11 protein-coding genes and 1 pseudogene are annotated in these 14,363 nt (G+C 75.3%); 10 read left to right on the top strand and 2 right to left on the bottom strand.

The genetic code is table 11. The annotated features are described in order from the left end of the window. Positions 1–293 precede the first annotated feature (293 nt). Positions 294–1,358, top strand: coding sequence for a hemophore-related protein (locus ACZ55U_RS14700; protein WP_465526171.1), 1,065 nt, complete (start codon positions 294–296; stop codon positions 1,356–1,358). Positions 1,359–1,361: 3 nt separating this feature from the next. Here the strand turns inward: ACZ55U_RS14700 and ACZ55U_RS14695 are convergent, their stop codons facing one another. Both ACZ55U_RS14695 and ACZ55U_RS14690 read right to left on the bottom strand, forming a co-directional pair. Beyond that, positions 1,362–2,009: a response regulator transcription factor gene (locus tag ACZ55U_RS14695; protein WP_465526169.1), complete on the bottom strand. Its 648-nt coding sequence runs from the start codon at positions 2,007–2,009 to the stop codon at positions 1,362–1,364. Beyond that, positions 1,994–3,253, bottom strand: coding sequence for a sensor histidine kinase (locus tag ACZ55U_RS14690; RefSeq protein ID WP_465526167.1), 1,260 nt, complete (start codon positions 3,251–3,253; stop codon positions 1,994–1,996). Before ACZ55U_RS14690 ends, ACZ55U_RS14695 begins: the two co-directional genes overlap by 16 nt. A 239-nt stretch (positions 3,254–3,492) precedes the next feature. On the opposite strand from ACZ55U_RS14690, the pseudogene ACZ55U_RS14685 reads away from it, so the two are divergent. From ACZ55U_RS14685 to ACZ55U_RS14645, 9 genes and pseudogenes are all read left to right on the top strand, one after another. Beyond that, positions 3,493–5,103, top strand: a pseudogene (locus ACZ55U_RS14685) (AMP-binding protein); the annotation flags it as partial. Between the two features lie 33 nt (positions 5,104–5,136). Continuing rightward, positions 5,137–5,520 (top strand): acyl-CoA thioesterase, encoded by a 384-nt coding sequence (locus ACZ55U_RS14680; protein WP_465526266.1) that lies wholly within the window; start codon positions 5,137–5,139, stop codon positions 5,518–5,520. Further along, entirely contained in the window at positions 5,517–7,874 is a 2,358-nt protein-coding gene (locus ACZ55U_RS14675) for an oxidoreductase (protein WP_465526165.1), read from the top strand. The genes ACZ55U_RS14680 and ACZ55U_RS14675 overlap by 4 nt, the downstream gene beginning before the upstream one ends. A 3-nt stretch (positions 7,875–7,877) precedes the next feature. Beyond that, positions 7,878–8,849 (top strand): carbon-nitrogen hydrolase family protein, encoded by a 972-nt coding sequence (locus tag ACZ55U_RS14670; protein ID WP_465526163.1) that lies wholly within the window; start codon positions 7,878–7,880, stop codon positions 8,847–8,849. Then, positions 8,846–10,009 carry a cupin domain-containing protein gene (locus tag ACZ55U_RS14665; RefSeq protein WP_465526161.1) on the top strand — a complete coding sequence of 388 codons (1,164 nt, stop codon included), beginning with the start codon at positions 8,846–8,848 and terminating at the stop codon, positions 10,007–10,009. The genes ACZ55U_RS14670 and ACZ55U_RS14665 overlap by 4 nt, the downstream gene beginning before the upstream one ends. A 17-nt stretch (positions 10,010–10,026) precedes the next feature. Further along, positions 10,027–10,920 carry a fumarylacetoacetate hydrolase family protein gene (locus ACZ55U_RS14660; protein ID WP_465526159.1) on the top strand — a complete coding sequence of 298 codons (894 nt, stop codon included), beginning with the start codon at positions 10,027–10,029 and terminating at the stop codon, positions 10,918–10,920. A gap of 79 nt (positions 10,921–10,999) precedes the next feature. Further along, the gene (locus tag ACZ55U_RS14655) at positions 11,000–11,752 is read left to right on the top strand and encodes a maleate cis-trans isomerase family protein (protein ID WP_465526157.1); all 753 of its coding nucleotides are present in this window, start codon (positions 11,000–11,002) and stop codon (positions 11,750–11,752) included. A gap of 152 nt (positions 11,753–11,904) precedes the next feature. After that, positions 11,905–12,747: a PaaX family transcriptional regulator gene (locus tag ACZ55U_RS14650; RefSeq protein ID WP_465526155.1), complete on the top strand. Its 843-nt coding sequence runs from the start codon at positions 11,905–11,907 to the stop codon at positions 12,745–12,747. Beyond that, positions 12,744–14,363: an amidohydrolase gene (locus tag ACZ55U_RS14645; RefSeq protein ID WP_465526153.1), complete on the top strand. Its 1,620-nt coding sequence runs from the start codon at positions 12,744–12,746 to the stop codon at positions 14,361–14,363. Before ACZ55U_RS14650 ends, ACZ55U_RS14645 begins: the two co-directional genes overlap by 4 nt.

Here is a 14,363-nt window from a genome sequence, read left to right as displayed (position 1 = left end):
GCCGTGGTCGCGCCGGAGCCGGGAGGAGGGCGGCCCCGCCGCGCGGTTGCCCGTGGGCACGGTCCCGGCCACCGCCGACGCCGGTCGGCGGTGCCCCGGCGCCTCGGCGACCCGCCGGTCTGAGCCACGCCACCGCCTCCCCCGGCGGTGGCGGGACCGCGCCCGGCCCGAGGTCCGTTCCCTCCGTGTCCGGATGCGGTCGCGGTTGCGTCTCCGTTCCGTTCGGCCTGGGTACGAAGTGGGTCGCGGTGCGCGATCGTGGGAGAAACGACCGTACGGCAAGGGGAGTTGCCATGGGGGACGGCCGGGGGCTGACGCCGGACGCGGTGGCGGCGCTGCTGGGCGACGGGCCGCACCGGGCGGTGGCGGAGGTGCTGCGGGCCCGGCTGCGGACGGTGCCGGAGGGGGCCCGCGCCCTGACGGCGGCGGAGGCGGACCCGGGGGACGTGCGGGCCCGGGCGCTGCTGACCGCCGCGGTGGCGCAACTGCTGGACGCCGACCCGGCGTTCGCCCGGTACCTGGCCACCACCGGGCTCGGGAGGCCGGCCGATCCGCCGACCGTCCACCTGCGGACCGAACCCGTCACCGTCCAGCTGCGAACCGGCCCACGGGCCGCGCCGCCACCGTCCGCGCCGCCACCGTCCGCGCCGTCACCGGCCGGGAGCCCGACCACCGTCCAGCTGCGGATCGCCCCGGCCGCCCGGGCGCTCACCGCCCGCCGGGGCAGCGCCGGGATCGTGGTGGCACTCGCCCTGGTGCTGATCGCCGCCGTGGTCGCACTCGGCGTCCACCTGGGCTCGCGCCCGCTGCTGAAGCCAGGCGGCCCCGACCTGGCGCACGCCGCCCCGGCCCCGCGCGATCCGGCGCTGTCGCGCGGTGTGCTGCCGCGGACGCTGCCGCTGCCCGGCTGGCAGGTGGAGCGCGGCCCCGAGTCGGGGACGGGCCAGGGCGGCCCCGTGCCGTGTCTGCTGCCGACCGCCTGCGACCGGCAACTCACCTCCGCCACCGTGATGTTCACCGCACCCGGGGAGCACCGCCTGACGCTCGACGCGGTCGCCTTCGACTCCCCCGCAACGGCCGCGCAGGCCTTCGCCACCACGCTCGACCGCACCCCCGGGGCCGAGCCGACGGCGGCGCCCCTGCCCGGGATCGGCGACCAGAGCGCCACCCGCACCCGGGGGCCGTCGACGGTGGTGCTGGCCAGGGTCGGCGGCATGCTGCTGATGGTGCGCGAGGAGGATCCCGACGGGTCGCTCGCGGGCAGCCTGCTCCCCGGCCTCCTCCAGCCGCTCGCCGAGCGCGCCCGGCGGGCCCAGGACGGCGGCGCCACCCCGGACGCCACCGCCCCGGCCTCCTGAACCTCAGGACTTGTTGAGGTAGGCCAGTACGGCCAGCACCCGCCGGTTGCCGTTCTCGTCGTCGGTGAGCCCGAGCTTGCCGAACATCGAGGTGGTGTACTTGCCGATCGCGCTGTCGCTGAGGAACAGCCGCCCGGCGATGGCCTGGTTGGACAGCCCCTCCGCCATCAGGGCGAGCACCTGCGACTCGCGCTCGGTGAGCCGGTCGAGCCGCCGGTCGGCGGGGGCGGAGGACACCAGCGCGCCGATCACGGCCGGATCCATGGCCGTCCCGCCCCCGGCCACCCGCTCCAGGGCGTCGAAGAACTGGTCTCCGTCGAACACGCTCTCCTTGAGGAAGTACCCGATGCCGCCCGCGCCGTCGGCCAGCAACTCGCGGGCGTAGAGCTGCTCGACGTGCTGGGAGAGGACCAGCACCGGCAGCCCGGGCACCTCCCGGCGCGCGGCCAGGGCCGCCCGGAGGCCCTCGTCCGACTGGGTCGGCGGCATCCGGACGTCGACGACGGCGACGTCCGGGCGCCAGGTCAGCAGGGCGTCGAGGGTCTCCGGTCCGGTGGTGGCCGTCGCCACCACCTGGTGCCCGTAGGCCTCGATCAGGTGGACCAACCCCTCGCGGAGCAGGTAGAGGTCCTCGGCTACAACGATTCGCATGGCACCATGATGGTCGCTCGGGTCGGTCCGCCGACCGGGCTGGCGAGCTCCAGGGTGCCGTCGAACACCGCGAGCCGGCGGCGCAGTCCGGCGAGGCCTCCTCCGCCGCCCGCCGTCGCGCCGCCCCGGCCGTCGTCCCGGACCTCCACCACGACGCCGGTCCCGCTGTGCCCGACGGTGATCCGCACCCGTGTCGCCCGGGCGTGCTTGGCGGCGTTGGTGAGCAGCTCGGCGACCCCGAAGTACACCGCGGACTCGATCGGCGGCTCCAGCCGGAACGGCCCGTCGGCGGTGACGGCCACGTCGAGCGGGCTGTTCAGGGCGAGCGCGCGCACGGCGTCCACCAGTCCGCGCTCGTTGAGCAACGGCGGGTTGATGCCCCGGACCAGGTCGCGCAGTTCGGCCAGCGAGCTCGCCGCGCCGGCCCGGGCCGCCCGCATCAGCGCCCGGGCCCGCTCGGGGTCGCTCTCCATCAGCTTCTCGGCGGTCGCCAGGGAGAGCCCGAGCGCGACCAGCCCGGCCTGGGCGCCGTCGTGCAGGTCCCGCTCGATCCGGCGGATCTCGGCGGCCTGGGCGATCGTCACGTCCGCGCGCTGGGCGGTCAGTTCGTCCACCCGATCGGCCAGCAGCATCGCGCGGGACGGGCCGAGGAAGCGGACCGCCACCGGCTCCACCAGCCGCCAGGCGTACGGCGCGGCGGCGACGGCCACCACCGCCGCCGCCGCGCCGGCCGGCCGGGCCCAGGGCTCGGTCCTGAGCAGCCCGAGCACCGCCAGCACCGCCCCGGCCGGCGGGAGCAGCGCGGGCAGGCCCGCCGCGAACGGGGCGATCGCGGCGAACCGCAGGTCGCGCCAGGTGGCCGGATCGCTCCACCAGAGCCGCCAGGACTGGTCGATGAGGGCGTCCCGGCGGCTGCGCTCGTACGCGTACCCGTTCCACCAGTAGCCGGTGGACATCCGGATGACCGGCCCGGCCGTCCGGTAGCCGGCCGGGACGACGGTACCGGTCCACCGCTCGACCAGGAAGCGCACCGCCCGGCAGACCGGACGGGCCGCCGCGAGCGTGCCGGCGGCCACCAGCACCACGGGCAGCAGCCATGACCACGGGTTGGCCGCGCCCCACCCGACCCCCAGGGCCACGGCGGCCACCCACAGCGCCGGGATCAGCAGGGTGACGGCCGACACCGCGACCGCCCTCAGGAACCCCACCCCCGCGCGTCCACCCCAGGAAGCCCGTTGCCCCACGTTCCCGCTCCTCGCTCTCCGGTCGATGCGACCACTGTGCACCGTACGGAAGCGGCGGACGCCCTGCTCAGCCGAGGAGTGGGCCCAGACCCACCCGGTCGTGGGTCCGGGCCCATCCGCCGTTCCCGCGCGGCGAGCGCCCCCGGGCCGTCGCCCGAATGCATGTATCGCTCTCTTGACTGGCGTCACCAGCGCGCCATACTGGCCTCACTCCCGCTCGCACGATGAGGTGCCCGCCCATGGAGCTATCCCCCTCCGCGCACGTGGACACGTTCTGTCGAGACCATCTCCCACCCTTCGAGCAGTGGCCGGAACTCCTCTTCGACCTACCGGAGTTGGCCTACCCTGACCGCCTGAACTGCGCCGCCGCCCTCCTCGACGAGACCATCGAACGCCTCGGTCCGGACCGCCGCTGCCTGCTCACCGCCACCGAGCGGTGGTCCTACGGCGAACTGCGCGACCACGCCGACCGGATCGCCCGCCTGCTGACCGAGGACCTCGGCCTCGCCACCGGTAACCGGGTACTGCTGCGCGGTCCCAACACCCCGTGGCTGGCCGCCTGTTGGCTCGGTGTCCTGAAGGCCGGCGGGGTGGTCGTCACCACCGTGCCGCTGCTGCGGGCCGCCGAGCTCACCGAACTGCACGGCATCGCCGAGCCCGTCCTCGCCCTGTGCGACCACCGCTTCCTGGCCGAACTCCGCGCGGCACACACCCCCGGCCTGCGCGTCCTGCCGTTCGGCGGCCCCGACCCCGGTGACCTCACCGCCCGCTGCGCCGCCAAGCCCGCCGGCTTCACCGCCGTCCCGACCGCCGCCGACGACGTCGCGCTGATCGCCTTCACCTCCGGCACCACCGGCCGCCCCAAGGCCACCCTGCACTTCCACCGCGACGTGCTCGCCATCGCCGACACCTTCTCCCGCCACCTGCTCCACCCCACCCCCGAGGACCTCTTCGCCGGCACCCCGCCGCTCGGCTTCACCTTCGGCCTCGGCGGCCTGCTGGTCTTCCCGCTGCGGGCGGGGGCCGCCGGACTGCTGCTGGAGCAGGCCACCCCCGAGCAGCTCGCCGAGCAGGTCCGCCGGCACCGGGTGAGCGTGCTGTTCACCGCGCCGACCGCCTACCGGGCGATCCTGGCCGCCGGACTGGCCGACCGGCTGGCCGGGGTGCGCCACTGCGTCTCGGCGGGCGAGCCGCTGCCCGTCGCCGTCTGGCGGGCCTTCCACGCGGCCACCGGGAAACGGCTGATCGACGGCATCGGCGCCACCGAGCTGCTGCACGTGTTCGTCTCGGCCGCCGGCCAGGACATCCGCCCTGGCTCCACCGGCAGGCCCGTACCGGGCTACCGGGCCGCGGTGCTGGACGAGCAGGGCCGCCCGGTGCCGGACGGCGAGCCCGGGCTGCTCGCCGTCAAGGGCCCGACCGGCTGCCGCTACCTGGCCGACGACCGCCAGGTCGACTACGTCCGCGGCGGCTGGAACCTCACCGGCGACACCTGCGTCCGGGACGGCGACGGCTACTTCTGGTACCAGGCGCGCCATGACGACATGATCGTCTCGGCCGGCTACAACATCGCCGGCCCGGAGGTGGAGCAGGCCCTGGCCGCCCACCCCGACGTGGCGGACTGCGCGGTGGTCGGCGCGCCGGACGAGAAGCGCGGCACGGTGGTCAAGGCGTACGTGGTGCTGCGCGAGGGCGTCCCCACCGGGCCGGAGACGGTGCGGGCGCTCCAGGAGCACGTCAAGGGCGCTATAGCGCCGTACAAGTACCCGCGGGCGGTGGAGTTCCTGCCCGAGCTGCCGCGCACCGCGACCGGCAAGCTGCACCGCGCCGAGCTGCGGCGGCGGGCCGCGCTCGCCCCGGCCAGCGTCACCGTCGAGCGCCGGGTGGAGTGGTCCGACACCGACGCCGCCGGGCACTACCACTTCTCCGCCGTGCAGCGCTGGGCCGAGGCGGCGGAGGCGGCGCTGCTGCGCCGGCTCGGGCTGGCCGAGCTGTTCGGACGGATACCCCGGGTGCACTTCGAGGCCGACTACCGCGAGCGGCTCTGGTTCGGCGACCTGGTGCGCACCGAGCTGCGGGTGGTCCGGGTCGGCGGCTCCTCGCTGCACTACGCCTTCGAGGTGTACGGCCCGAACGGGCTGGCCGCGAGCGGCCGGATGTCGGTGGTGCACGCGGCGCCGCACGACGCGGGGGCCGAGCCGTGGCCCGCGCAGGTCCGCCGCACGCTGTCGGAGGCCGGGCCGCAGAGTCCCGAGGTGCTGGCATGACCCCGGTGGCGCGGCGGATCGCGGTGATCGGGGGCGGCCCCGGCGGGCTCTACTTCGCCGCCCTGGCCAAGCAGTTGGCACCCGAGCGGGAGATCACCGTCTTCGAACGGGACGGCCGGGACGACGAGTTCGGCTTCGGCGTGGTCTTCTCCGACGAGACGCTGGACGGCATCGCCCGGGCCGACCCGCGCGTCTTCGCCGCGATCAGCGCCGAGTTCGCCCGCTGGAGCGACATCGACATCCGCTACGCGGGCGAGGTGCGCACCAGCGGCGGCCACGGCTTCGCCGCCCTGGACCGCAACCGGCTGCGCGCCATCCTGCAACGGCGCTGCGCCGAACTGGCGGTGGACGTGCGCTACCGGACCCCGGCCCCGCCCGTGGACCGGCTGGCCGCCGAACACGACCTGGTGGTGGCCGCCGACGGCATCCGCTCCGGCACCCGGGCGGCCCACCCGGAGAGGTTCCGCCCGGAGCTGGACGAGCGCCACTGCCGCTACATGTGGCTCGCCACCGACAAGGTCTTCGAGGCCTTCACCTTCATCGTCGAGCGGTTCGACTTCGGCGTCCTCCAGGTGCACGCCTACCCGTACAGCGCCACCCGCTCGACCTTCATCGTCGAGGCCGCCGAGGAGCCCTGGCGCCGCGCGGGCTTCGGGGCGCTCGCCGCCCGGGAACCGGGGCGCGGCGAGAGCGACCTGGTGAGCGTGCGGCGCTGCGCCGAGCTGTTCGCCGGCCATCTGGACGGCCACCGGCTGATCCCCAACGCCTCCCGGTGGATCCGCTTCACCACGGTGCGGAACGGGAGTTGGCGCCACGGCAACACCGTCCTGCTCGGCGACGCGGCCCACTCCGCGCACTTCTCGATCGGTTCGGGCACCAAGCTGGCCCTGGAGGACGCGCTCGCCCTGGCCGCCGCGCTGGGCGAACAGCCGACCCTGGACGACGCGCTGGCCGCGTACGAGGCCGAGCGGCGCCCGGTGGTGGAGTCCACCCAACGCGCCGCGCAGGCCAGCCTGGAGTGGTTCGAGACCATCGGACGGCGCACCGGGCAGGGCGTCGACCAGTTCGCCTTCAACCTGCTGACCCGCAGCCGGCGGGTCACCTACGGCAACCTGCGGGCCCGCGACCGCGCCTTCGTGGACGCCGTGGACACCGCCTTCGGGGGCTCACCCGGGGTGCCGCCGATGTTCCGGCCGCTGAAGCTGGGCGCGCTGGAGCTGCGCAACCGCGTCGTGGTGCCCCCGCTGGCCACCTTCACCTCCCCCGACGCGCTGCCCAGCGGCTTCGACCTGGCCCAGCTGACCGGGCACGCGCTCGGCGGCGCGGGGCTGGTCATCGCCGGGATGACGGCGGTCAGCCCCGAGGGCCGGGCCACCGACCGCTGCCCGGGGCTGTGGGCCGACCGCCAGGAGGCGGCCTGGCGCCGGCTCCGGGACGCGGTCCGGGCGGTGAGCGACACCCCGGTCGGCATCCAGCTGACCCACGCCGGCCGCCGGGGCGCCACCGCCGTCCCCGGGCCGGACGGCATCGGGCGGCCGCTCGCCGACGGCTGGCCGCTGATCGCCCCCTCGGCCCTCCCCTGGGACGCCGACAGCCCGGTGCCCCACGAGGCGAGCGAGATCCAACTGACGGCAATGACGGCGGACTTCACGGCCGCCGCCGAGCGCGCCGCCCGGGCCGGCTTCGACGCCCTGGAGCTCCAGTTCGGGCACGGCCACCTGCTCTCCTCCTTCCTCTCCCCGCTCACCAACCGCCGCACCGACCACTACGGCGGCCCGCTCGCCCAGCGGCTGCGGCTGCCGCTGGAGGTGCTGGCGGCGGTGCGCGCCGTCTGGCCCGCCGGCCGGCCGCTGCTGGTGCGGATCTCGGCCAGCGACTGGGCGCCCGGCGGCACCACCGAGGAGGAGGCCGTGGCGATCTGCCGCGCGCTCGCCGGGGCGGGGGCGGACGCGCTGGACGTCTCCACCGGCGAGGTGGTCGCGCACCAGCGGCCCCCGTACGGGCGCGGCTACCAGACGCCCTTCGCCGAGCTGATCCGCGCGGCCACCGGCCTGCCGACCATCGCGGTCGGCGCGATCTCCGGGCCGGACGACGCCGACTCCGTCCTGCTGGCCGGGCGGGCCGACCTGGTCGCGGTCGGCCGGGCGCACCTCTACGACCCGCTCTGGACGCTGCACGCCGCCGCCGAGCAGGGCCACACCGGGCCGGGCGCCCCCTGGCCCGAGCCCTGGCGGGCGGGCAGCCGCAAACCGCCGGGTCCGAACGCCGACCGGGTGGCCCCGCGCCTGAGCCTGCTGCGCGAGCCGCCCGCGCCCGTCCACCGCCGCTGGTCACCACCCCGTCCCGAGGAGTGAGGGATGCCCCACCTGCCCCGCTTCACCGCCGCCGCCGTGCAGGCCGCCCCCGTCTACCTGGACCCGGCCGCCACCGTCGACAAGGCCGTCGCGCTGCTCCGGGAGGCGGCCCGGAACGGCGCCGAACTGGTGGTCTTCCCCGAGGTCTTCGTCCCCGGCTACCCGTACTGGAACTGGACCATGAACCCGGTGCAGGGCTCGCCCTGGTTCGAGCGCCTGTACCGGGCCGCCGTGGACGTCCCCGGGCCGTACGTCGACACCCTGCGCGCCGCCGCCCGGCAGGCCGGGGTGGTGCTGGTGATCGGGATCAACGAGCGCGGCGGCCCCGGCCTCGGCTTGCTGTACAACACCCTGCTCATCATCGGCTCGAACGGCGAACTGCTGACCTCCCACCGGAAGTTGATGCCCACCTGGGCCGAGAAGCTGACCTGGGCGCAGGGCGACGGCAGCACCCTGAGGGTGCACCCCACCGGCGTCGGCCCGCTCGGCGCCCTGGCCTGCGGCGAGAACACCAACCCGCTGGCCCGCTTCACCCTGCTGGCGCAGGGCGAACTCGTCCACGCCGCCTGCTACATCGCGCTGCCGGTGGGCCCCGAGGACTACGACATGGCGGAGTCGATCGCGCTGCGCACGGCCGCGCACTGCTTCGAGGGGAAGGTGTTCTCCGTCGTCTCCTGCTCCACCGTCTCGCCCGCGATGGTGGACCTGCTCGCCGGCGACGACCCGCGGGTGCGCGAGCAGCTCTCCCGCCCGCACAGCGCCCTGTCCGGGATCTTCGGCCCGGACGGCCGCGCCGTCACCGACCCGCTGGTGGACGAGGAGGGCATCGTCTACGGGGAGATCGACCTCGGGCGCTGCATCCAGCCCAAGCAGATGCACGACATCGTCGGCCACTACAACCGCTTCGACGTCTTCCGGCTGCACGTGGACAACCGCCCGCTGCGGCCGCTGGTGCTCCCCGAGGAGGAGTCATGACCGGCACCGAGCACCCCGCCGAACACGCGGCCGAAGGCGCGGGCGAGCGCGCGACCGGCCAGGACGACGACCGGATCGGCCGGGCCAGGGTCACCGACAGCCCGGAACTGCGGGCGTACTACGAGGAGTTGGCCGCTTACGAGGCCGGGGCCCTGTGGACGGTCGCGAACGAGATCGAACCCTGGTACCCGCAGCCGAAGTCCGTCCCGACGCTCTGGCGCTACGCCGACCTCCGCCCGCTGGTGCGCAAGGCGCTGCCGCTGGTGAAGGCCGACGACGCCGGGCGCCGGGTGGTGATGCTGGTGAACCCCGGACGCCGCGAACTGAGCGCCGCCGTGGGCCTGTTGTACACCGGCCTGCAGATCATGGGCCCCGGCGAGACGATGACCGCCCACCGCCACCAGGCCTCCGCCCTGCGCTTCGTCCACGAGGGCACCGGCGCCTGGACCATCGTGGACGGGCAGAAGCTGAGGGTCGGCCCGCGGGACTTCGCCATCACCCCCAACAACACCTGGCACGAGCACGGCAACGAGTCCGGCGACGCCCCGGTGATCTGGCAGGACGGCCTGGACATCCCGCTGGTCAACACCCTCGACGCCAACTTCTACGAGGTCCACCCCGACCTCCACCAGCGGCCGGGGCCCGTCGTCAACTCCTCGCTGCTCAGCTACGGCGGCAACCTGCTCCCGTACGGCGTCGAGAAGTGGACCCGGCCCTACTCACCGCTGTTCGGCTGGCCCTGGGAGCCCAGCTACGAAGCGCTGTGCCGGCTCGCCCGCGCCACCGAGGGCTCGCCCTACGACGGCGTGATCATGGAGTACACCAACCCGGTCACCGGCGGCCCGGTGATGCCGACCATGTCCGCCCACCTGCAACTGCTGCGCCCCGGCCAGGCCACCCGCGCCCACCGGCACACCGGCTCGGTGGTCTACACGGCGGCCAAGGGGCACGGCGTCTCGGTGATCGCCGGGCAGCGCTTCGAATGGCGGCAGGGGGACGTCTTCGTCGTCCCGTCCTGGGCCTGGCACGAACACGCGAACCTCGACCAGGGCGAGGACGCCTGCCTGTTCTCCTTCGACGACTTCCCGCTGATCCACTCGCTCGGCCTCCACCGCGAGGAGGCCCACCCGCTCGGGCAGCAGCCCGCCACCACCGCCTGACCAGGAGCCCCACCGCCATGCACCTGCTGACCTACCGCGCCGACGGCGACCCCACCCCCCGCCTCGGCGCCCGGCTCGACGGCGACCGGGTCGCCGACCTGACCGCCCTGGCCGACGCCGCCGGCACCCGGCTGCCCACCGACCTCCTCGGGTTGATCCGCGCCGGGGAAGCCGCCCTGACCACCGCCCGCGAGCTGCTCGCCGGAGCCCCGGCCACCAGGCCGCTCGCCGAGGTCTCCCTGTGCGCGCCGCTGCGCCCGGGCAAGATCGTCGGTGTCGGGCTCAACTACGTGGAGCACGTGGCCGAGTCCCACCGCACCCTGGACACCGACCGCGAACTGCCGGACCGGCCGGTGCTGTTCGGCAAGCCCTCGACGGCCGTCACCGGCCCCGGCGAGCCCATCCTGCACAACGCCGACCTCACCAAGCAGCTCGACTGGGAGTGCGAACTCGCCGTGGTGATCGGCGCACCCGCCTTCCGGGTGGCCGAGGAGGACGCGCTGCGGCACGTGTTCGGCTACAGCATCGTCAACGACATCAGCGCCCGCGACCAGCGGCGCTCCGGGCAGTGGTTCTTCTCCAAGGGCCAGGACAGCTACGCGCCCTTCGGCCCGGTCGTGGTGACGGCCGACGAGATCCCGGACCCGCAGCGGCTCGACCTGTCGCTGAAGGTCAACGGCGAGACGCGGCAGGACTCCAACACCCGCCACATGCTGTTCGGCGTCGCCCGGCTGATCGCCGACATCTCCTCCGGCGTCACCCTGGAGGCGGGCGACGTGATCGCCACCGGCTCCCCCTCGGGCGTCGGCGCCGGGATGGTGCCCCCGCAGTTCCTCCAGCCCGGCGACCTCGTCGAGGCCACCATCGAGCGGATCGGCACGCTCGCCAACCCGGTGATCGACGCCCGCTGACCGGCGCACGGTGACCGGCCCCCACCGACCGACGCGGCGCCCGCTGACCGACGCGCCCGCTGAGAGGAGTCCGGACCCGATGACCACCTACCGGATCGGCCAGATCGTCCCGAGTTCCAACGTGACCATGGAGACCGAGGTCCCCGCCCTGCTGCGGGCCCGCGAGGCGGTCGCCCCGGAGCGGTTCACCTTCCACTCCAGCCGGATGCGGATGACCAAGGTCACCCCCGAGCAACTGCGCGCCATGGACGCCGAGTCCGACCGCTGCGCCGCCGAGCTCTCGGACGCCCGGGTGGACGTGATCGGCTACGCCTGCCTGGTCGCCGTGATGGCCACCGGCCACGGCTACCACCGAGAGGCCGAGCGGCGGCTGCACCTGCGCACCGTCCACAACGGCGCCCCCGCGCCCGTGGTCACCAGCGCCGGCGCGCTGGTCGCCGGGCTGCGCGAACTCGGGGCCGCGAAGGTCGCCATGGTCACCCCCTACCTGCGGCCGCTGGCCCGGACGGTGGTCGAGTACCTCGCGGCGGAGGGCATCGAGGTGCTCGACCACGCCGCCCTGGAGATCGCCGACAACCTCGACGTGGCCGCCCACGACCCCGCCCGGCTGCCCGCGATCGCCCGCGGGCTCGACCACGCCGAGGCGGACGCCGTGGTCCTCTCCGCCTGTGTGCAGTTGCCCTCGCTGTCGGCCGTCGAGGAGGCCGAGCAGCAGCTGGGCAAACCGGTGGTCTCGGCCGCCGTCTGCACCACCCACCAGCTCCTGCGGGCCCTCGGCCTGCCCGCCTTCGCGCCCGGCGCCGGGCACCTGCTCTCCGGCGCCTACGCGTAGCGGCCATCGCGCCGGACCTGGGCGCAAGGCCTGCCCGCAGGACCGGGAGCGGGCGCGGCAGCCCGGGCTCCCCTCGGAAACGCGGGAACCCGCGCCCCCGTACCGGCGCTCTCGTTATGATCACCACCACCGACGGGGAGGAGGGCCCGCGCATGTCCGAGAACGCCGCCCGGCCCAGCTCCCTGATCCACACCGTCTACGGCGAGTTCGTCCGCCCCCTCGGCGGCTGGATATCCATCGCCGACCTGATCGCGCTGCTGGCCGAGCTGGACGTCGACGGCCCCGCCGTCCGGTCGGCGACGTCCCGGCTGAAGAAGGCCGGCACGCTGATCCAGGAGCGCCGCGGCGGCACCGGCTACCGGCTCGCCCCGGCGATGGAGCCGGTCTTCGAGGAGGGCGACCGGCGGATCTTCCACAGCCTGGAGCCCGCCGACCTCGCCGACGGCTGGGTGGTGGCGGTCTTCTCCGTCCCCGAGTCCGCCCGCGCCCACCGTCACCAGCTGCGCTCCCGGCTGAGCTGGCTCGGCTTCGGCAACGCCGCCCCCGGGGTCTGGCTGGCGCCCGCCCGGCTGCTGCCCGACGCCCGCCGGCTGCTGGACCGGCTCGGACTGAGTGCCTACGTCCACCTCTTCCTCTCCGCCGAGTACGCCGGCTTCGCCGATCTCCGTACGGCGGTGGCGAGTTGGTGGGACCTCCCGGCGATCGAAGCGCAGTACGAGGCCTTCGAAGGCGCCTGGCGGCCGGTCGCCGAGGAGCTGCGCGGACGCTCGCCGGTGGACCCGGCCGAGGCGTTCCGCGACTACGTGCCGATGCTCACCCAGTGGCGCCGGCTGCCGTACCTGGACCCGGGGCTGCCCGCGCAGCTGCTGCCCGCCGGCTGGAACGCGGTGCCGGCCCGCGCGGTGTTCACCGAGTTGCACGGGCTGCTCGCCGGGCCGAGCCTTCGGTACGTCGAGAAGGTCACCGGACAGTCCCGCCTCCAGGAGCCGCGATGACCGAGCCCGCCCCCGCCGAGCTGCTGATCCGCGCCGCCGCCGTGCACACCCTGGTGCCCGGCGAGCCGCCGCGGCGCGCGATCGCCGTCACCGGCGGCCGGATCACCGCCCTGTCCCCCGCGCCCGACGGACTGGACGCCCTGATAGGGCCGGACACCGGGGTGGTGGACGCCCCCGCCTCGACCGTGCTGCCCGCCTTCGACGACACCCACGCCCACCTGGTGCTGGCGGCCCTGAGCGTCCACGGCGTGCCGGTCCACCGGGCCCGCGACCTCCCGGAGTTCCTCGGCCTGATCCGCGAGCGCGCCGCCCGCACCCCGGCCGGGGAGTGGATCCCCACCACGGTCAACTGGCAGGAGGTGCTGCTGGCCGAGCAACGGCTGCCCACCACCGCGGAGTTGGACGCGGCCACCGCCGCACACCCGGTGCTGGTGCGGCGCGGCGCGTACAACGTGGTGCTCAACTCGGCGGCGCTGCGGCTGGCCGGGATCACCGAGGCCACCGAGGCGCCGCCCGGCGGCGTGATCGAGCGCGACGAGCACGGGCGGCTCACCGGCCGGCTGGTCAACCGGGCGGTGGAGCTGGTCGAGCGGGTCCTGCCGCGCCCCACCCCCGCCGAGCGGATCGAGGGCCTGCGCGCGGCCTCCGCCGCCTTCGCCGCCACCGGGATCGGCACCGTCCGCGACTGCCTCGTCCCTGTCGAGGACCTCGACGTCCTGGACGCGGCCCGCGCCGAGGGGGCGCTCGCCGTCCGGGTCCGGGCCCTGGTGTCCGGATTCGCGGCCCGTACGCCCGCGCAGGTGGACGCCCTGCTGGACCGGATGGACGCGTGGCGCGAGGCCGGCCGGGACGACGACCGACTGCGCCTGTGGGGCGTCAAGTTCGGCATCGACGGCGGCTTCGAGGCGGGCGCGCTGGAGGAGCCGTACCAGGGGCAGCCGTGCTACCACGGCCGGCTGCTCTGGGAGCCGGCCGAACTGCTCGCGGCCGTGGACCGGGTGGTGGGGCGCGGCTGGCGGGTCGGCGTGCACGCCTGGGGCGACCGGGGTCTTCGGGTCCTGCTGGACGTCTTCGAGCAGGTGCTGGAGCGCCGCCCCGGCCTGCCGCCCGGCACGCTGGTGGTCGAGCACGGCGGCCTGGCCCGCCCCGGCCAGCGGGCCCGGGCGATCGCGCTCGGCATCCCGGTGACGGTCCAGCATCCGCTGCTGCACGACGGCGCGCTCACCCAGCAACGGGCCTGGGGCGAGGAGCGCACGGCCGCGCTCTTCCCGCTGCGCGAGTGGCTGGACGAAGGGGCTCTGCTCACCGGCGGCTCTGACTTCCCGGTCGGCCCGTACGGCGCGATGGTGTCGGTGTGGGGCATGACCACCCGGGGCACCACCGCCGGGGTGGTCGGCCCGGAGCACGCGATCGGCCGGGCCGAGGCTGTCGCACTGCACACAGTGAACGCGGCCCGGCTGACGGGCGAGAGCGCCGTGCGCGGCAGCCTGCGCCCGGGGGCGTTCGCCGACCTCACGGTGTGGCCGACCGATCCGCTGGAGTGTCCGGCGGACGCCCTGCGCGAGCTGCTGCCCACCCTCACGATCGTCGACGGGCGCATCACCCACCGCGGTTGA

The sequence above is a fragment of the Kitasatospora sp. NPDC034533 genome (assembly GCF_055575155.1).
This window is presented reverse-complemented; position numbering and strand designations above follow the sequence as displayed.